Below are 19,032 nucleotides of genomic sequence, written 5' to 3' on the forward strand. Positions count from 1 at the left end.
AACTCACGTGGGGCTAGGCAAACTGGTGGCAAATGGCTATAACTGAGCCATGGCCACGGTTGCACCACAACGCTGGCGTATGAGTTCTGCTTATGTCGCCAAACAGCGTTCGGTCCAGAATTCTCGGCTTGATCCACGAAGACGCGCTTGCGCCGTCCGCAGCGATCCTGGCTTTTGCGGCAGGTGCTGTGCTGACCGCGATGCTCGTGTCGGCCAGCGCCGACATGCACCAACGCCGACTTGATCAGCGTTTCAATCTGTTGGCCAGCGAACGCTTCAGTCGTATTCAGGAGCGCTTCGACGATCAAGTCCAGCGCCTGGATGGCCTTCGCCGTTTCTTCGTTTTCTCCGACCAGATCACTCAAGCTGAGTTCGATGGTTACGCGGCGCCTTTACTGGTGGTTACGCAGGCGTATTCCTGGGCGCCAAGGGTCCCTGGCGCAGAACGTTCGCAGTTTGAGACGCACGCGCGCGCACAGGGGCTGACCGATTTCACCGTTCGCGATCTGTCCCCGAGCGGTCAGCTAACGCCTGCTGTTGATCGCCCTGAGTACTTCCCAGTCCTGTATACCCAATCCAGAAGCACAGAGCCGCTGCCGCTGGGCTTTGATGTGATGTCTGAAAGTATTCGCCGAGCCACGCTTGAGCGTGCCGCGCAACGAGGCAGCATGGCCGTGTCGCCACGAATGGATCTGGTGGGGCTTGAGCCCGCGAATACCAGTGGTCTATTGCTGGTGGCACCCGTGCTGTTATCGGTAGTCGATGGCGGCGCGAAGAAACAGGCATTGTCTGGGTACGTGATGGCGGTGATCGGTCTGCGCATATTGATGTCCGAAGGGTTGCCCGCCCAGGATCGCGACAATCTGGCGTTGCAGCTGTTCGACCTTTCTTCGCCAGAGCAGCCCGAGCTGCTGTATCAGTCGGCAAACCAGGCGGTGGAAAGCAATCTGCGCATCAGTACGCTGTTGAGCATGGCAGACCGACGTTATCTGCTGGAACTTCGTCCATCCGCTGTTTTTATTGCTGCCAACCGGTCGTCGTCGACCAGCGTGATTGTGTTGGGGGGATTGCTGAGTCTGATCCTCAGCGTTTTGCTGTATAGCCTGGTCAATCAGCGTCAACGCGCCTTACTGCTGGTTGAGCGGCGTACGGCCGAATTGCGCAGCGTGCTAAACGCTGCGACTCAGGTGGCGATCATTGCGACTGATCTGCGCGGCGTCATCAGTACCTTCAACGTGGGTGCACAGCAGATGCTCGGCTACAGTGGCGATCAAGTGCTGGGGCAGTTCACGTTGGGGGATTTACACCTTGGCACCGAGCTTTCAGCTCATGGCGAGGCATTGAGCCAGCGTTATGGTTGCGAGGTGCCGACTGCCGAGGCGATATTAGTCGAGGCGATGGAGGAGGGTGCCTATCCTGCACGGGAATGGACGCTGGTGCGTCGTGACGGCAGCTCGCTGGTGGTCAATATGCTGGTCACGGCGGTGCGCGATGAGCGTCAGCAATGGGTGGGTTATCTCGCAATCTGCGTTGATATCACTGAAGGCAAACGCGCCCATCAAGCGTTGGCTGCGCGCGATCAATTGCTGGAAAAGCTTAGCGCACAGGTGCCTGGAGGAATTTATCAATACCAATTGAACAGCGATGGCAGTTCCTTCTTTACCTACACCAACAGCGGTATGTGGCGGATCTACGAACTGCCTCATGATGTAAAGCAGCAAAGTGTAGAGGCCGTACTCGATCGGATCCATCCCATGGATTTGCAGCGAATCAAGAAGTCGATTTGCTATTCCGCCGAGCACCTGACGCCGTGGCGTGAGGAGTATCGCGTCGAGCTGCCACGCCAGGGCCAGCGCTGGTTGCATGGCGAGGCGATGCCTGAGCGATTACCCGACGGCGGGGTGCTGTGGCATGGCTTTATCTCCGATATTTCTGACTTGAAGCGTGTTGAGGATGAACTGCGCGCGCTATCAGTGACGGACGTGCTGACGGGCGTGTACAACCGTCGTTATTTTCAGGAGCGGCTCAAGGCCGAACTCTCTCGGGTTCATCGGCATGGCGGGGAGTTGTCGGTGATCATGCTCGACATCGATCACTTCAAGCGCATCAACGATCAATTCGGTCATGCGATGGGCGACCATGTGCTGCAAGGGCTTTGTCAGCGGATCAATCAGCGCTTAAGGCAAGATGATGTGTTCTGTCGGCTAGGTGGCGAGGAGTTCATGGTGTTGTGTCCCAACGCGACTGGGGAAAACGCACATGCGCTCGCACTCGAGTTATGGCAGGTACTGCGGGGGGAACCCATTGAGGGTGTGGGCGTGGTGACGGCGAGTTTCGGTGTTGCCAGCTGGCGTCCTGTTGAAGGCGGTGATTCGCTATTGCTGCGGGCGGACTCGGGCGTTTATGCCGCCAAACAGGCTGGGCGTGATCGCGTCGAGCCAGAGTTGTCATGAGGTAAAACAGTTCTGTCGTGTGATACGCCACCTTCACGCAGGCAAGCCTGCGTGAAGGTGCGGGGGACGTCCGAGCGACGTGGTATCAGGATTACTGTTGCAGTGAAATGGCGGTGTTGACCAGCTTCGGTTGGCGATACAGATCGAGCAGGACTTCATCGAGCACCGAAGATGTGCCGCCTACGCGTGAGTCATTGAGGATCGCGACCACCGCCCAGGTATTGCCATTGATGTCGCGGCTGAAACCGGCAATTGCGCGGACGGTATTCAGGGTGCCGGTCTTGATGTGCGCTTCGCCCCTCATCTGCGTAGTTTTGAGGCGCTTGCGCATGGTGCCGTCCATGCCCGCCAGCGGCAGAGAACTCATGAATTCCGCTGCGTAGGGGCTGCGCCAGGCAGCCTGTAGCAAAGTCGCCATTTCACGCGCACTGACCCGCTCGGCGCGCGACAGCCCCGAGCCATTCTCCATCACCAGGTGCGGCGCAGTGATGCCCTTCTTCGCCAGCCATTGACGAACCACGCGTTGCGCGGCTTTGGCATCATCGCCGTCTGCTTCATTGCGGAACTTCGCGCCAAGGCTCAGGAACAATTGCTGAGCCATTGTGTTGTTGCTGAATTTATTGATGTCACGAATGATTTCTGCCAAATCCGGGGAAAACGCTTTGGCCAGCAGCTTGGCGTTGCCGGGCACGACATCGACCCGATCCTTGCCCAGAATGGTGCCGCCCAGTTCCTGCCAGATTGCGCGTACTGCGCCCGCCGCGTAAGTCGGATGGTCCAGTAGCGACAAATAGGTCTGCGAACTGCAGCCTTCGCCCAACTGACCGTTGACCACGACGGTAATGCTGCCATCAGCCTGGGTTACCGGGTTATAGCGCATGTCTCCGGTGCATTTGTTCGAGGCCAGCGCCTTGACCTGATTGTCGACATGAATGCTGGCAATCGGTGGCTCTACAGACACCAGCACTTTGCCGGAGTCGTTGCGCGCGACAAAGCGCAAGGCCTTGAGGTTAATCATCAGTGAGTCGGGCTTGACCAGAAACGGCTTGTTCTCATCATTGCCGTCGTCGTTGAACACCGGCAATTGCGGCTGGATGAAATGGCTGCGATCCAGGACCAGATCGCCAGTCACCTGTTGCACACCGTTGGCACGCAAGTCACGCATCAGAAGCCAGAGTTTTTCCATGTTGAGCTTGGGATCACCACCACCCTTGAGGTAGAGGTTGCCACGCAACACGCCATTGTTCAGGGTGCCGTCAGTGAAAAATTCGGTTTTCCATTGATGCGTAGGGCCGAGCATTTCCAGCGCCGCATAGGTGGTGACGAGCTTCATGGTCGACGCCGGGTTGACTGAGACATCGGCATTGAACACGGTCGGGGTGCCGGGACCGTTGAGCGGCAGCATCACCAGGGACAAGGCATTATTCTGCAGCTTGGCGGCTTTGAGGGCCTGTTGAACCTTGGGCGGTAGCGAGGTATTGACGGGGGCCGCAGTGACTGGCATCGCCAAGGGCAAAAAAAGGCCGGCGAAAAATAAGTGACGTAAAGATTTGATCATGTGAAATAAAACCCTGCTACTGAGGAGGGGGTAAATGGAGGGCATGGATGGATTCCCTCAATCATCGCAACGTCAACCGAAATGAAAACGGCGATTCAATACCCTGTTTCACCGACAGATGAATGGTCGGTACTTAAAAAGCTCGATATTGAGCGGCATTATGCCCCAAGCGCGGGTGACTTGCGCCGTGGCGTAGCCGTCCAATCGGCTATTTTTTACCATTGATGGGTTATTTTGCTGTGTCGGCCCCGACGGCACGCAAACATTGGCACGGAGGCGGGCATTTAATGGCCCAAACTGGTAAAGTGCCGCCCGTTATTACTTATGAGGATTGTTCCATGGCCACTAACCGTTCCCGCCGTCTGCGCAAAAAACTCTGCGTGGATGAATTCCAGGAGCTGGGTTTTGAGCTGAACCTGGACTTCAAACAAGACCTGGACGATCAGGCTATTGATGCCTTCCTTGACGCCTTCCTGACAGATGCCATGGAAGCCAACGGTTTGAACTATGTTGGCGGCGATGACTTCGGTCTGGTTTGCTTGAGCAAACGTGGTTCGGTCAACGAAGAGCAGCGTGTCAAGGTCGAAGCCTGGCTGAAAAGCCGCAGCGAACTGACAGAATTGACCGTCAGCCCGTTGATCGACGTGTGGTACCCGGAAAAGTCGATCAATCCGGTAGTGTGATGGTGTAAGAAAAGGCAGGCTTTAGGGCCTGCTTTTTTTCGCCGAGTGCAACGCTCTGGCGCCGATGTCCCGTTTATTCCTGTGTACTCAATCCGGCTTTCGCCAAAATACTGCTTTTGTCGACGGCATCGATTTGTTGTGGCTGCAGAAAGTCAGAGGCGTAGTGCTGATAGATGTCTGTCTGGACAAACAACTGAAACAGCTCCGGGTCGATATGCGCATCGCGACACATTTGAGCCATGATCGTGAGTGCTTCGCTCAGGCTTTTGCCTCTTTTATACGGTCGATCGGCCGCTGTCAGGGCTTCGAAAATGTCAGCGATGGCCATCATTCGTGCTGCCAGACTCATTTCGTCGCGTTTCAATCGTTTCGGGTAACCCGTGCCGTCCATTTTTTCATGATGGCCGCCAGCGATTTCGGCGACCCCCTGCAGATGGCTGGGGAAGGGGAGGCGGCTCAGCATCAGAATGGTCTGCACCATGTGATGGTTGATGACGTAGCGCTCCTCACGAGTCAAGGTGCCCCGGGTGATACTCAAGTTGTACAGCTCGCCTCGGTTGAATTTGTACTGCGGAACCTCAAGCTTGAAGCCCCAGCAGTTGTCGGCGGGGATATCTTCGGCTGCCGCCCGCTCGAACAAATGCTCAGGCCGATCCGCCAGCAGAGATTCGCTGACAGGCAAGTCCGGTGCCGGGTTTCGAGCCTGACGTTTGTTTTCTTCCCAGGACACGCCGATCCGGTCGTCCAGCGTACGTATCCAGGTCCGTGCAGCAATCGTTTGCAAATGTTCTAAATCTGAATCAGCCATGGCTTCGCTGCCCAGATTGCAGAGGGCGACAAACTTGAAGTCAGCATCCAGTTCGTTGAGTTGAACATTGCGGGCAGCGGCCAATGACACTTCGTCGCCGTCCTGCGCCTTGGCTTTCCAGTAGTCGACCCAGGCATCGCGTTTCAGCACTTCGAAGCGGGTGCGGACTTCATGGATGCGGTCGTACAAGGTTTCCAGCTTAGTGGCCTTGTCCACGACATACTCGGGCGTGGTGACCTTGCCGCAGTCGTGTAACCAGGCAGCAATATGCAAGGTCTCCCATTCGTCCTCGGTCGGCTGGTAATTGCGAAAAGCCGGTTGTTGGCTGGCCGCCGCCGCGCGAGCAAGCATGAACGTAAGTACTGGCACGCGCTGGCAGTGGCCGCCGGTGTAAGGGCTTTTGGCGTCGATGGCACCCGCGATAATCTGGATGAAAGCGTCCAGCAGCATTTTTTGTCTGGCTTGCAGGCGCTGGCTTTCGATGCATAGGGCCGCTGCGCCGGAGACTGCCTGGATAAATGCAATACGATCAGGGCTGAGCTTTTCAAGATCGGTCTCGGCGCCGGTGTCCGCGTGTATAAGGGTGAGGACGCCGATGGTTTCCCCTCGCTGATTGCTCAAACGAATGCCCAACAGGTGTATCCGCGGCGCCTCCAGCGCGCTCATCAGGCTTTGTAAATCGAGTGCCTGATCAAAGCCAAGCGCGACCACGCAGTGGTCTTTTTTCATGGCGAGGTCTTGCAGCCATAAGGGCGTCTCACTGGCTTGCGGGTCGTGAGTGGCGATGCTGTATTGCTGCGGGTCGTGTTTGACGCCCTTGACGATCAGGCCCTTGGGTTCAAGGTACCCGCTGTCACCGTCGAGCAAATAAATCAGCCCGGCCTGTGCCTGATTGATATTGACGGTTTCGAACAGAACACGCTCCAGCAGCGTCTCGAAGCGGGTTTCGGCCGACAGGCTGGCCGTGATCTCGAGAAAGCTGGCCAGTGTTTCCTTCATACGGGCCATGGACAGTGAAAGTTGATCGACCTCCAGCACCCATGATCGGTGGCTGGTCGGATGTTTGAAATCGAAGCTGCGAATCGCATCCGCTTCGCTGACCAGTGCCCGCAAGGGTTTGACCATGATTCGCGACATCAGCCAGCCCAGTGGAAGACACAGCAACAGCGTGGTCAATGTCACCAGAGCCCCTTCCCAGCGCAGGCGCAGGGCGTCGGCCAGCAATTCGTCTTCCGGCACTAACAGCGCCAACTTCAGCCCCTGCGGGCCTCCTTCCTGCAGGGTGCTTTGGGCCACGACCCAGGAGCGCTTTCCCACGCTCAAGTGGTTGTTGGCGTCAACACCGTTGTCGAACAGGCGAGCGAGGGCCGGGCTCAGGTCACGAGCTTTTGCCAGGTGAGCAGTGCCGCTTTCTACTATCAGTTTTGAGCTGTCGGGATAGGCCACGGCATTTCCGCTGGCATCGAAGAGCACAACTTCGGTGCTGGCGGTGACCTGATGCTTGGCCAGTGTCGAGGACAGGGACGCGAGTGTCAGGTCGGCAGCTATCACTGTGCCGTCGCTGCTGCGCCGGGCAAGTGTGGTGCCCACGTTGCGACTGGAGAAAAATACGTAGGGCGCCGTGGTGATCTGATCGGTGTCGCTGAGCGCACTCTTGAACCACACGCGTTGACGCGGATCGTAATGTTCGTTGAGGTTGTCGCGGTGGCTGATCAGGTGCAGTGAATCGTCGAAAAAAAGTGATTGAGAGCGCAGGCTGTCGTTGACGTGTTCAATGCTCCAAACCTGATAAGCCGCCTTGGCAGGCGCTTCGAAATAGCGTTTCAGGGTGTCGCTGCGCAAGGGCCGGACCATGAAGAAATCGCCGTTCGCATACCCGATATACAGCGACGCCAAATTTGTGTTGTCCCGCAACGATTGAGAAAACGGTTTGAGTAGCGGCAGCCGCTGCTCCAGCGTGCTGGACTGATTTGCATCGTAGACCGCCAGCAGGCTGAGCAGGCTGTGGATAGGCTGATAGGTGCGCTGTAAATCGACTTGCACATCCTGCGCAATGTTGCTGAAAAGCTTCTCACTGCTCGACAGGATTATCTGTGACGTTTGCAGGTAGTTGAAAATGCCCAGCACGACGCCTGTGAGCAGGAGCAATACGGTGAACATGACGCTGATATGCACATGCAGAGGGTAGCTGCGTTGATTGGGCCACGGATGACTGGGCATCGCAAATCTCTCCATAGTCGTGCGGTGCATTGCTTGTGACTCCAGCATAGCCAAGGCTTACTGGAGTTGCTGAGTGAGGAGGTGTTCTCTTTGCGACGTGATAAAGGAAAGATATCGAAGGCAGTGGACTCTGCAATCAGATGACTTCGCTCGATTAGTGGCTATTCGGCACCTTTCCCGCCGTTCAGTCCACACGTTTGCCCAAGGTCATTTCGTGCGGATCAAGTCCGCACATGCGGTAGAGCGCGAGCCCTGCTTTGTTGTGCGCAAATACATTCAACTCGATACGTTTGATCCCACGGGCGCGTGCCCAGCGCTCGACCTGTTCCAGTGTTTTTTTTCCGTGACCACACCGCCGTGCTTGAGGGTGGATCTCGAGGTCATAAATGAAGAGCTTCTTGATCCCGTAGGCTGAATCAATTCCGAACCAAAGCACACCAATGTCTTCACCTGATGAGGCTCTTAAGCTGAACAGGTGATGGTCGGAGGTGTTTAGCCCGTCTGGAAGCAACTCGTTAAAGCCCTCGGTAGCGTGCTCCAGCGCGAGGCTGGGCGTTAGCCCGTAAGTCTGCTCAATATCTTGTGCATAACCCGCAATCGAGTGAGCAGCGAAGGTCTTGAGTTGCGCCTCGCTCATTGTGATCAAATGCACCATTTGGTTTAAGCCTGCGTGATTGAGTGGGCTGCTGATGACTCATTTGCCGTCAACCTGTTGTGCGCGCAACGCGTGTTCAAGCTCGATCATGGCGGCGTCGATCGCCTGATGACGGGCTGTGATGACCTCGGCCGACGTTGCTTCGTTACAGGCATCTTCCAGTGCTTCGCAATGTTCGATCACTTCGCTGGCCTGGATGATTCGGGCTGCGCCTTTGATTTTGTGGGCCATGTCACTAAGGTGCTGCCGATTGCCACTTGCCATGGTCGCCGCGAGTTCCTTGCGGTCTTCCTGGCTGCTGAGAAGCAACTGAGCGAGCAAGCGTTGAATCATTTCCGGACGCCCACCGGTCAACATGTCCAAGCCGTCGACACTGAAGGCTGCAAAAATATTTTGTCGCGGACGCCGGGGCAGGGGATTTATTTTTGCCAGCTCCTCATGGAGTGCCGTCAGGCTAATGGGTTTGAACAGGCAGGCGTCCATCCCGGCATTTCGGCAGCGCAGGAACTCTTCGGGTTGCGCGTTGGCCGTGAACCCGAGAATGGTGCAGCGAGGGCGTGATTTTTCCTGCTCATGGGCGCGGATCGCGCGGGTCAAGTCATAGCCATTCATGACGGGCATGTTGCAGTCGGCAATGATCAGATCGAAATGGCCGTCCAACCAGATTTGCAAGCCAGCAGCGCCTTGTTCGGCGGCTTCATAGCGATAACCCAGAAACCCGAGTTGTTGGCACAGCAAGAGCCGGTTGGCGGGGTGATCGTCGACCACCAGGATATTCAATGGGGTACTGACATTGGGCCGGAGTTCAATAGGTTGCTCGATGATCTGGGTCTGATCCAACGTTGTCAGGGTCAACTCAACCTGGACGTGTGTGCCTTTCCCTGGCTGGCTGCTCAGGGTCAAGCGGCCCCCCATCATTTCACACAGACTGCGGCATATGACCAGACCCAGGCCCGCACCGCTTCGTGCCAGTTGGCCGGAGTTATCGGCTTGGGCAAAAGGCTCGAACAGCCGCAGCTGATCGTCATCGCTGATGCCGATGCCGCTGTCCTGGATCCCCATAGTCAAATGCAGTTGTTGCGAGTCAGAGGTGTCATCGATGCGCAGGCTGATCTTGATTTGGCCCTGCTCAGTGAACTTGATCGCATTGCTGATCAGGTTGGAAATAATCTGTTTGAAGCGCAGCGGGTCGAGCAGCACGTCGGCGTTGATGCGACTGTCGAAGTCCAGTAGCAAGGTCAGGCTCTTTTGGCGGGCCAGACCGTCGAAAACGCGCACCACCGACTCCACTAGCTCCCGCAGATTGGCCCGTTCGGGGCTCAGGCTGAGGCGACCGGATTCTATCCTGGCGATATCGAGAATATCCCCGATCAGCTCCAGCAGGTCTCTGGCCGAGTTGTAAGCGACCTCAATGGCTGGACGATCAAGATGTCCTTGGTCTGCACGCTTGAGAGCCAGTTCGAGCATCCCGATCACGGCGTTCATCGGTGTACGGATTTCGTGACTCATGGTCGCCAGAAACGTACTTTTGGCGCGGTTGGCATCATCGGCCAGGTCCTTGGCGGCATGTAGATCTTCGATCAGTTGGCGTCGCTCGCTGATGTCAATCCAGCCACCAATGATGCCTTGCACCTCCCCCAGCGAGTCCCGGAAGGGCAGGGTCCAGTGGTAAATGGTCAGGTAGCGATCGCCAATCTGCAGCGCGCGATCAAGAATCAGTGGTGTGCCGTCGGCCATTACCCGTTGGTAGTCGGCGGCATACTCCTGGGCCTCGAGCGTACTGCTCAATACGCCGTCCATGACACTTTTGCCGATGACGTCTTCGCGTCGGGTCGAGAAGGCCTCCAGGTAGCTGTCATTGCAGGTTTGCAGCAGGCCGTTACGGTCGCGAACATAAATGGGGTGAGGCGTGCCATTGAGCAGGACACGCATGAACTCGAACTGGTCATTCAAGGCGCGTTCTGCCGTTTCACGCTGTTTTATCTGGCGGCGCATGTAGGCGTTCCAGGCCAGCGAGCCTAGCAACAACAGTCCAGTGCCGAACACAATCTGATAAATCAGCTGATGGTAATTGCGCCAGTAACCCGTCCCTGGCGGGGCATAGGTTCGCCAACGATTGTTAATTACGGCCATGTCTTCCGGGGCGATGCTCAATAATGCTTTATCGAGGATCGAACTCAGCTCTGTGGCATTGCGAGCGGTTGCCATGGAGATACGCGCCTGATCGTCGCCGACAGTGTCACTCATCTGTAATTTGTCATCGAACAGCTGCGAGGACAGGAAATAGTTGGCGCTGGGTAGGGAGGTAATTGCGCTTTGAACCTGTCCCTGGGCCAGCATGTCCAGCGCCCGGAAGGGGTTGTCCGTCTCCACCAGGCTTATGTGTGGGTACTCGCGCTGAAGGTAGGGCATGGTCGGACTGCCACGGCTAACGGCCAGGCGCTTGCCCGCAAGCTGATCCAGGTGGGCTGGACTGGAAGGTTCTGTGCTGGTCACCAGAACAAAAGAGGTGTCCAGGTAAGGGCGGCTGAAGCTGAGTTGGCTTTCTCGCTCGTTACTGGGAATCATTGCGCCAATCAAATCGGCCTGTCCCTCAATGACCTGTTTCATCATTTCGGCCATGCCCTGAACGCGTTTGATCTCGAAATTCAGACCTGTGCGCAGTCGGACCAGCTCAAGCAGATCGGCTGTAATCCCGCGGAAGTTGCCGTTAGCGTCCAGAAACGTCAACGGCGCATACGCCTCGTTGATGACGACGCGCACCACCGGATGCCTGGTAATCCAGCGCTCTTCGCGCTGGGTCAATTGCAGCTTTTGATCGGTGAGCAGCACGTCGCTGCCAGCGCTCCAGCGTTTGGAAATGCTGACCCGTTCATCAATCGGGATTGCTTTCAGTGTCTTATTGACCACGTCGAGCAGTTGGGTGTCATCGCTGCGCATGGCGAAGCTGAAACCGTCAGCCTCATGTTTCCCGAAGTTGGCCATCTGCACGTTGCTCAGATAACGCTTGTTGATCAGGTAGTGGGTCGAAATGGTATCACCGAGGAATACGTCTGCCTGGTTGAATGCCACCGCGTTTATTGCACTTTGAAAGGAGGGGTACGTCTGCAAGATCGCGTTCGGGTAGAGCGCTTTGACCTCCTTCAGCGGCAGATAGTGGTAAACCATGCTCAAGCGCAAGCCGGCCAAGCCCTCGGTGAGTGGACGGTTTTCTCCCACGCGGGTTACAAGCACGGGCTGATCCACGGCATAGGGCACCGACAGGGTGATGTTCTTGCCCTCGGCCTCGAAACCATTGGCGCTGCCGAGAAGGTCGATCTGCCCCTCAGTCAGGGCTTGAATGGCCGCGTCCCGGGATTCGAAGCGCTGGACCTTGATCGGAGTGTCCAGCGCGTGAGCAAGAATGCCTGCGTAGTCGGCGGTAAATCCCTCGTAATCGTGCCCCGTGCCGGTCATGTCAAAAGGCGGGTAATCCGGGGCTGAAGTGCCCAGCCTCAATTCACGTTTGTTCTGCAGCCACTGCCATTGAGCCCGGTCCAGCCGGGTCTCCATATGGCTGGGGCTGGAACGACTGAGCAACGTGTAGTTTTGGGACGCAAGCTCAGCCGCCTGCACATTAATGCTCAAGCAAACACCTGCGCCTAGCCTTAAATAATCCATTAAACGCTTCGACATCCGATATCTCACACTAGCGCATTGCGTTTTGCCATCTCGATAAGTTCTACCAAGGTTTTTGCCCTAAGCTTCTGCATGAGCCGAGTCTTGTAGGTGCTGACAGTCTTATTGCTGAGAAACATGCCTTTGGCAATTTCTTTGTTGGTTCTGCCTTGAGCGAATAGTTGCAGCACCATCAGTTCGCGGTCATTGACCAGCTTGAATAGCTCGATTTCAGAAGGAGGCCCGTCTGCGCGAGAAGCAGGATTCAGGGCCTGGCTTGGAAAGTAATTGTAGCCGGATAATACGGCCCTCACCGAACTTAGTAGTTCACTCAGGTCTTCTTGTTTGCACACATAGCCTGCGGCCCCCGATTGCATGCAGCGGATGGCGAATAAATTGGGGGTCTGTGCAGTGAGTACCAGGATTTTGGACGGTAAGTTCATCGCGTTGAAGCGGGCCAGCACTTCCAGGCCGTCCAGCTTGGGAATGCTGATGTCGAGAACGATCAGGTCGGGCATGCATTCGCGGACCATTTGCATGGCATCCACACCGTTGTCCGTTTCGCCAACGACATCGTAATTTTCATTTTCCAACAGCATGCGTACCGCGAGGCGAATAACAGGGTGGTCGTCGACAATAAAAACCGAGTTCATAATTCAATTCCATACAAGCAGTGAAGAAAGCGCGCACCTTAGCTCAGATGTTCAGGCAGGCACATGAACCGATAGGGCTACCAAGTGGATATAGGAAAGTTCCTACAGGAATTAACGTATTGGCGTACGTAAATATCCAAATATCATCAGATGACGTTTAAAATAATGAATAATTCAACTGTGTAAATTTGCTATTAATGTACATGCTGTTTATAGCGTTTCGGAATTACCCTACAGTGAATGCAGGGTTTTCTTACATGGTAGAACTTGTTTTTTTGCTGGCTTCAAATGGATGTTTATTCGGTGTTTAAGCTTCTTCGCAAAAGCCGTTCGCGGCGAGCAATACAGTCAGGGCCTGGACATCCAATGGCTTGCTCAAACATCCCAGGAGCGGCAGTTGGCGCCTATCTGCAGTGCGTTCCAGCGCGTCCAATTGCTCTTGGCTCAAGCCACTGAGCACGACCGCCCGGCGAATCAGGCCTCGCTGGCTTGCCAGATCTATCAGCTCAAGGCCCAGGAGATCAGGCAGGCATTGATCGCATAGCAGCACGTCGAAGGGCTCTGTTGCTGTTTCCATAGCCGCCAGCGCTTCAGCAGCGGTCAGCACCGGGGTCAAACGGTAATAGCCTTGATTGTTCAGCAGTATCTGGGTGGCAATCAATTGGAAAGGATGATCTTCCACCAATAAAATGCGCAGATTATTTTTTGACATCAGGATCTTCCGGGCAAAAGCGACGGCGCCACATGCGCAAATCAAACCTGCGGGGCAGGTTCACGCTCACTCAAGAGAGCGCCCGACAGGGAACAGCCTGGATTTGAGCCGAAGGTGCCAAGTGGCCTCAGGTGGGTAGGTGTTCTCGCCGGCAATGGCCAAGAACCAGAGCCGAATTATTCGGTAGCCCGGTATCTCAAGCGATAGGGCTTTTCTGTTCTGAGCGTAGGCTCTCTCTTTAATTGCAACGTGGGCGGGCATACCGCAGATCTGCAGCCAGATGAGTGACCGGGCGTTCACTCATCTGGTCATTGGATTGCTGGTGTTAAACCGGGCTGGAGAGACCGGTCATTTCTCGGGCCATCTCGCTGGCATAGCTGTCGGTCATGCCAGCGATGAAATCGATCATGCGCAGGAACGAGGTGTGCAGAGGCCAGTGGGGATCGGGCGCGTTATTGCCGAGCAGGTCGAGAATGCGCCGGTGCTTGAACGAAGGGGTTCGCCCTCCGAATTGCTCCAGTGCCGCACCGCAGAACGCATTGAGCAGTACTTCCAGGGTGGTGTAAGCTCCGATCTCGTGCAGTGTCTTGCGTTTATCCTGAAAGATTTTCTTGCGAGCCATGTCCTTGGCATCGAGTACACAGCGCTTGGCGGGGCCATGCATGTGCTCCACCAGGTCGCCACTGAGGGTACCAGCCAGCAACGCATCTTGCTGTTCGACAAAAGCACGCGCGGCGGCGTTGGTCAGATGCTCGATGGCCTTCCCCCGCAAAATGGCCAGTTTGCGGCGGCGAGAATCGTTGGGCCCCAGCTGCCTATAGGTTTCCGGGAGGTCATCGCCCACCAGGCCCAAGAGCAGGGATTCCACCTCGGCGTATTCGAGCAGGTCCATTTCCAGACCGTCCTCAAGGTCGATCAGGGCATAGCAGATGTCATCGGCGGCCTCCATCAGGTACACCAGCGGATGGCGCGCCCAGCGCTGCTCTTCAAGCTGCGGCAAGCCGAGCTTGTGTGCGATCTGTTCAAGGATCGGCAGTTCGCTCTGGTAGCAGCCGAATTTGTGTTTCTTGTAGCCTAGCGAGTCGGCGTGGCGCGCGGTCCAGGGGTATTTCAGGTAGGTGCCGAGGGTTGCATAGGTCAGCCGGGTACCGCCTTCAAACTGGTGGTATTCAAGCTGCGTGAGCACCCGGAACCCTTGGGCATTGCCTTCGAAATTGAGAAAGTCGTTGCGCTCGACGTCGCTCATTGCATCCAGCCAGCCACGTCCGGCGGCCTGTAGAAACCAGTGGCGAATCGCATCTTCACCTGAATGCCCGAATGGTGGGTTGCCGATGTCATGAGCAAGGCACGCTGATTGGACGACCATTCCAAGATCGCTTGGCTCGCACCAGTCAGGCAGGGCGCTGCGAATGATTTCGCCGACCCGCATACCGAGCGAGCGGCCAACGCAGCTGACTTCCAATGAATGGGTCAGGCGAGTGTGGATGTGATCGTTGCTTGTGACCGGATGAACCTGGGTCTTGCGGCCCAGTCGACGGAACGCGCCGGAAAAAATAATGCGGTCATGATCTTTGTGGAAAGGACTGCGCCCCAGCTCTTCAGGGCTATAAATGGGTTTGCCAAGTCGTTCGCGGTTAAGCAGGGTTTGCCAATCCAAGGCGTTCACTCCGTCTATTGATTGCGTCTAGCTTCCCGGTTCAGTCGATAGGCTGCAAGGGCCTTGGTCGCAACGCCGTGATTACAAACCGGCGGCGTCGATATCGATCAACAGCAGGCACTGGCCGTTCTCGAAGAACTGTCCGGCAGTCAGGCAATATTGGTTACTGGTCACGTCGCGGTAAGTATTGGACAGGGTCAGGCGCCGTTCACCCCACCCCTCTGCCAGCAAGTGGTAGAAGTACGGGCGCCAGGACCAGTTGTGGCCCAGATAACTGGTATCAGCCTGCCAGACTCCATTGCGCCATTCAAAATTCGGTGTGAGCTGCGTGCCATGGCGATCGCATTGATAGATGCGCAATAGCCACGGATAGTCGTGCAGTTGAGGTATCTGGCTCAGGGGGGCTTGCCCTTCGGCCCAACTCTGTAGCAGGTTCATTAACGTGCTGAGTTGTAGGCGCAGGGTCATCAGGCGGGCGCGCTCGGCCACTTTTTGCAGCACGTAGCGGTCACGCAATTGAGCAAAATGCTGAACGAAAGCATCGCCGGCAAAGAACTCCAGTTCACCTTTGGCGAACAAAAACCCCTGAACATAGCGTGAGCCACACTCCAGGGCGAAATGCAGTTCGGCTTCGGTCTCCACCCCTTCGGCGATAATCGAGCAGCCGGTCTTCTCGGCCATTTGCGCCAGTGCCTTGACCACATCACTGCTGTGGCCGCCCCGGGCGGCGGCCTGAAACAAGCGCATGTCCAGTTTCAAAATGTCTGGTTGCAGCGCCAGTACCCGGTCCAGTTGCGAATAGCCGGCCCCAAAGTCATCGATAGCAATGCGCGCACCCGCTTCCCGATAGCGCGCCACAACATCGGTCAAACGTTGGCTGTTGCCGCCCAGCTCAGTGATTTCGAAGACGATGCGCTGTGGTGCCACGCCATGGCTCTGCAGCTGCTTGAGGCTGGGCAATGGTTGACCCGGTCGCAGGCGATTGATCCAGCGTGGGGAAATATTCAGACTTAGAAACCAGTCGTTGGGCACTTCATGCAGGCGGCTCAAGGCATTGTCGCGGATCGCCCGGTCTAGACGGCGCAGGATGGCAGGAGACATCTTGGGATCAGCAAACAGGGGGCCAACGGATAAAAGGCGACCATCGCTCTGGCGTAGGCGACCTAAGGCTTCAACGCCGGCAATGCGACCAGTAGCGGTGTCGATGAACGGCTGAAAGCAGGCAAGCGGTTGCCCGTCGATCACGGAGCCTCCTTAGTAGATCTTGGAATTGTTTGCCGTGCAGGCAGAGCCTGTCACCCCACGGAGGACCATGAGGTGGCAGGCTCTGGAGTGCTTTGCAAGAATGCAGCCAGATGGGGCAACTCAGCGTTTAGGCGGGGAACCTTGTAACGCGAGCTTTATCAGCGGGAGTAGGCTTGCGCCCAGCTTTACGAGGCGCGTAACACCACCGACGCCGCCACCTTTGGCTCCTTTTCCACTGAGGAAGCCCAGCAGGGTGACGATGCCAATGCCCCACAGAGGCGCGTGTTTAATGCCCAGCGTGCCTTGCCAATCCTGCGTCATATTGCGTACGCGGCGTATCGGCTCCAGCAGTTGACTCGATTCGTGACGAATCTCCTGGCGATGCATTTCCATGCGCAAGCGAATCAACGCCTTGCGCAGTTCTCGCCGGGAGGCTGTGTGCGACAGTTCAGGCAGGTTCATGGCATCAGTCGCTCGCGATCATTGGCCAACTCTTGGAGCGTGGCATTGAACGGTGACGATTCGTCGAAGATCGCCGCTTTCAAACGCAAACCGCAGAACACCGCAGCCAGGGCATAGAAAACACAGAGACCAATGATGCCGGCCAAGCGATAACTATCCCATACGACGATCAGCAATAAAGCGGATAACCCGATCAGCAGCAGCAGTGTAAAAACCAGCGCCAGCCCGGCGAATAGCAGCAGGCTCAATGTGCGTGATTTTTGCTCCTGCAGTTCGATGCCGAACAATTCCACGTGACTGTGTAGCAGGCCCAGAAAAGCGGCACCCAAGCGCCGCGGTGACGAGTGTTGGTCCGCCGATGACGAACCTGATTCCGTGCCCATAGCCGTTAGCGCCTTGTAGCCAGAAGACCCAGGAGGAAACCGACGCCAGCGGCGATACCCACTGACTGCCATGGATTGCTCTGAACATAATCTTCGGTGGCCGTTACCGCCGCTTTACCACGTACGCGCAGGGACTCTTCTGTCAGGCGCAGTGTTTCCCTTGCCTTTAACAGGCTGTCGTTAATCTGCCCCCGTAATTCATCGGCCTGATCGCCAGCCAACGTGGCGGTGTGCGCGAGAAGCTTTTCCGTGTCGCTGACCAAAGTTTGAAAATCAGCCATTAATATTTCCTGAGCGCTCTGCGCGGTTTTGCTAGCCATGGTTATCTCCGTCTAGTGGCTTAATCGTATTTCGAGTCTAAGGGATTACGGAAGGTTCATTTCAATTCACACCCGTATTAAATCGATCAGCTGGTACAGGTTTTGCTTCCAGATGGTGCGCCATGGAGGGCGATGCGCTGAATAAGAGCGAAGACAATGGCAAATGTGCCCAGATCTTACGCTTACATCATAAAACTTGAGAAAAAGCTCAAGCGACAATTTTTCCTCAAAAGTAGGCTGCTCCAAATCGGGTCACGCATTGCGCCTATCTGCCAATGCATGGCGCCAGTTCGGTGCACAACGAGGATCATTTGACCCGCTTTGGTGCTTTTTGACGAATTGCAGGCCTGCCCTCCATGGAAAATTTACAAAGCGCTGTGGACTCTTTGGTCCAAAGCTCAAATACCTTGTTTATCTTGACCGGTGCGGTGATGGTGCTGGCCATGCACGCCGGTTTTGCCTTTCTTGAAGTCGGCACGGTCCGGCACAAGAATCAGGTCAATGCGTTGTCGAAGATTCTCAGCGATTTTGCTGTATCGACACTGGCGTACTTCTTTATAGGCTATTGGATTTCTTACGGGGTAAACTTTTTACAACCCGCGTCCGTGATCAGTGCAAATCATGGGTATCAGCTGGTGAAATTTTTCTTCCTGCTGACCTTTTCCGCAGCGATTCCGGCGATTATTTCTGGCGGTATTGCCGAGCGTGCCCGGTTCGCGCCTCAGTTGTGTGCAACCGTATTAATTGTCGCCTTTGTCTACCCGTTCTTCGAGGGCATCGTCTGGAATGGCAACTTTGGCCTGCAGTCCTGGTTGTTGGAGCGTTTTGGTGCCAGCTTTCATGACTTCGCCGGCTCCGTCGTGGTTCATGCCATGGGCGGCTGGCTGGCGTTAGCGGCCGTGTTGTTGCTAGGGGCGCGCAATGGACGATACCGGGAAGGGCGGTTGGTTGCCTATCCACCCTCGAGCATTCCGTTCCTGGCGCTGGGTTCGTGGATCCTGATCGTTGGCTGGTTCGGCTTTAACGTCATGAGTGCCCAGACCTTGCAAGGTGTTAGCGGGTTGGTGGCGGTCAACTCATTGATGGCAATGGTCGGTGGCACGGTTGCCGCGTTGATTGTGGGACGTAACGACCCCGGCTTTCTGCACAACGGTCCGTTGGCTGGCCTGGTGGCGATCTGTGCCGGGTCGGACCTGATGCATCCGGTAGGGGCCTTGATCACGGGCGTTATCGCCGGAGCGCTGTTTGTCTGGTGCTTTACTGCGGCCCAGGTGCGCTGGAAAATCGATGATGTGTTAGGCGTCTGGCCTCTGCATGGGTTGTGCGGCCTCTGGGGTGGGATCGCGTGTGGTGTCTTTGGTCAAACAGCGCTGGGTGGGCTGGGCGGGGTCAGCCTCATCAGCCAATTGATCGGCTCCGGGCTGGGTGTGGTTGTGGCCCTGCTTGGCGGGTTCCTGGTATACGGCACACTCAAAATGATCATTGGCTTGCGATTGACTCAGGAGCAGGAGTACTACGGCGCCGACCTGTCGATCCACAAAATCGGTTCAGTCAGTCAGGACTGAG

At 56.2% G+C, this 19,032-nt stretch carries 14 protein-coding genes; 3 read left to right on the forward strand and 11 right to left on the reverse strand.

Translation table 11 applies throughout. The features are described 5' to 3' along the window. The first annotated feature begins 92 nt into the window (after positions 1–92). Positions 93–2,453 carry a diguanylate cyclase gene (locus RGU44_RS05120; RefSeq protein ID WP_322215939.1) on the forward strand — a complete coding sequence of 787 codons (2,361 nt, stop codon included), beginning with the start codon at positions 93–95 and terminating at the stop codon, positions 2,451–2,453. A gap of 91 nt (positions 2,454–2,544) precedes the next feature. On the opposite strand, the gene dacB is transcribed toward RGU44_RS05120, so the two are convergent. Continuing rightward, positions 2,545–4,011, reverse strand: a complete 1,467-nt coding sequence (dacB, locus tag RGU44_RS05125) for a D-alanyl-D-alanine carboxypeptidase/D-alanyl-D-alanine-endopeptidase (RefSeq protein WP_322179462.1) — start codon at positions 4,009–4,011, stop codon at positions 2,545–2,547. 338 nt (positions 4,012–4,349) lie between these two features. On the opposite strand from dacB, the gene RGU44_RS05130 reads away from it, so the two are divergent. Then, a complete protein-coding gene (locus RGU44_RS05130) occupies positions 4,350–4,694 on the forward strand; it encodes a YggL family protein (RefSeq protein WP_219060210.1) in 345 nt (114 codons plus the stop codon). Between the two features lie 73 nt (positions 4,695–4,767). Here the strand turns inward: RGU44_RS05130 and RGU44_RS05135 are convergent, their stop codons facing one another. The 10 genes from RGU44_RS05135 to RGU44_RS05180 form a co-directional block, all read right to left on the reverse strand. After that, positions 4,768–7,722: an HD domain-containing phosphohydrolase gene (locus tag RGU44_RS05135; RefSeq protein ID WP_322217751.1), complete on the reverse strand. Its 2,955-nt coding sequence runs from the start codon at positions 7,720–7,722 to the stop codon at positions 4,768–4,770. Between the two features lie 184 nt (positions 7,723–7,906). Then, positions 7,907–8,359: a GNAT family N-acetyltransferase gene (locus tag RGU44_RS05140; protein ID WP_322179461.1), complete on the reverse strand. Its 453-nt coding sequence runs from the start codon at positions 8,357–8,359 to the stop codon at positions 7,907–7,909. Between the two features lie 57 nt (positions 8,360–8,416). Then, positions 8,417–12,052: a transporter substrate-binding domain-containing protein gene (locus RGU44_RS05145; protein WP_322215943.1), complete on the reverse strand. Its 3,636-nt coding sequence runs from the start codon at positions 12,050–12,052 to the stop codon at positions 8,417–8,419. 8 nt (positions 12,053–12,060) lie between these two features. Continuing rightward, positions 12,061–12,687, reverse strand: coding sequence for a response regulator transcription factor (locus tag RGU44_RS05150; protein WP_322215945.1), 627 nt, complete (start codon positions 12,685–12,687; stop codon positions 12,061–12,063). A gap of 307 nt (positions 12,688–12,994) precedes the next feature. Continuing rightward, positions 12,995–13,399, reverse strand: coding sequence for a response regulator (locus RGU44_RS05155; RefSeq protein WP_322179458.1), 405 nt, complete (start codon positions 13,397–13,399; stop codon positions 12,995–12,997). Positions 13,400–13,724: 325 nt separating this feature from the next. Continuing rightward, positions 13,725–15,056, reverse strand: a complete 1,332-nt coding sequence (locus RGU44_RS05160) for a deoxyguanosinetriphosphate triphosphohydrolase (RefSeq protein WP_322179457.1) — start codon at positions 15,054–15,056, stop codon at positions 13,725–13,727. Between the two features lie 81 nt (positions 15,057–15,137). Continuing rightward, entirely contained in the window at positions 15,138–16,301 is a 1,164-nt protein-coding gene (locus tag RGU44_RS05165) for an EAL domain-containing protein (protein ID WP_322215949.1), read from the reverse strand. A 120-nt stretch (positions 16,302–16,421) separates the two neighbouring features. Beyond that, entirely contained in the window at positions 16,422–16,763 is a 342-nt protein-coding gene (locus RGU44_RS05170; protein WP_322215951.1) for a hypothetical protein, read from the reverse strand. Then, positions 16,760–17,146: a phage holin family protein gene (locus tag RGU44_RS05175; RefSeq protein WP_322179454.1), complete on the reverse strand. Its 387-nt coding sequence runs from the start codon at positions 17,144–17,146 to the stop codon at positions 16,760–16,762. Before RGU44_RS05175 ends, RGU44_RS05170 begins: the two co-directional genes overlap by 4 nt. 5 nt (positions 17,147–17,151) lie before the next feature. Continuing rightward, complete coding sequence (locus tag RGU44_RS05180) at positions 17,152–17,466, reverse strand: YqjD family protein (RefSeq protein WP_322179453.1); 315 nt, start codon at positions 17,464–17,466, stop codon at positions 17,152–17,154. A 356-nt stretch (positions 17,467–17,822) separates the two neighbouring features. Here RGU44_RS05180 and RGU44_RS05185 point away from each other — a divergent pair, with 356 nt between their 5' ends. Next, positions 17,823–19,031, forward strand: coding sequence for an ammonium transporter (locus RGU44_RS05185; protein WP_322215954.1), 1,209 nt, complete (start codon positions 17,823–17,825; stop codon positions 19,029–19,031). The last annotated feature ends 1 nt before the right edge of the window (position 19,032 follow it).

This window comes from Pseudomonas sp. 5C2, assembly GCF_034314155.1.
In the GTDB taxonomy this organism is placed as follows: Bacteria; Pseudomonadota; Gammaproteobacteria; order Pseudomonadales; family Pseudomonadaceae; genus Aquipseudomonas.

What these genes read in the sequence shown, in the direction of transcription:
- RGU44_RS05120 (WP_322215939.1), top strand. Translation starts at nt 93, where the DNA reads ATGTCGCCAAACAGCGTTCGGTCCAGAATTCTCGGCTTGATCCACGAA.
- dacB (WP_322179462.1), bottom strand. Translation starts at nt 4,011, where the DNA reads ATGATCAAATCTTTACGTCACTTATTTTTCGCCGGCCTTTTTTTGCCC.
- RGU44_RS05130 (WP_219060210.1), top strand. Translation starts at nt 4,350, where the DNA reads ATGGCCACTAACCGTTCCCGCCGTCTGCGCAAAAAACTCTGCGTGGAT.
- RGU44_RS05135 (WP_322217751.1), bottom strand. Translation starts at nt 7,722, where the DNA reads ATGCCCAGTCATCCGTGGCCCAATCAACGCAGCTACCCTCTGCATGTG.
- RGU44_RS05140 (WP_322179461.1), bottom strand. Translation starts at nt 8,359, where the DNA reads ATGAGCGAGGCGCAACTCAAGACCTTCGCTGCTCACTCGATTGCGGGT.
- RGU44_RS05145 (WP_322215943.1), bottom strand. Translation starts at nt 12,052, where the DNA reads ATGTCGAAGCGTTTAATGGATTATTTAAGGCTAGGCGCAGGTGTTTGC.
- RGU44_RS05150 (WP_322215945.1), bottom strand. Translation starts at nt 12,687, where the DNA reads ATGAACTCGGTTTTTATTGTCGACGACCACCCTGTTATTCGCCTCGCG.
- RGU44_RS05155 (WP_322179458.1), bottom strand. Translation starts at nt 13,399, where the DNA reads ATGTCAAAAAATAATCTGCGCATTTTATTGGTGGAAGATCATCCTTTC.
- RGU44_RS05170 (WP_322215951.1), bottom strand. Translation starts at nt 16,763, where the DNA reads ATGAACCTGCCTGAACTGTCGCACACAGCCTCCCGGCGAGAACTGCGC.
- RGU44_RS05175 (WP_322179454.1), bottom strand. Translation starts at nt 17,146, where the DNA reads ATGGGCACGGAATCAGGTTCGTCATCGGCGGACCAACACTCGTCACCG.
- RGU44_RS05180 (WP_322179453.1), bottom strand. Translation starts at nt 17,466, where the DNA reads ATGGCTAGCAAAACCGCGCAGAGCGCTCAGGAAATATTAATGGCTGAT.
- RGU44_RS05185 (WP_322215954.1), top strand. Translation starts at nt 17,823, where the DNA reads ATGGAAAATTTACAAAGCGCTGTGGACTCTTTGGTCCAAAGCTCAAAT.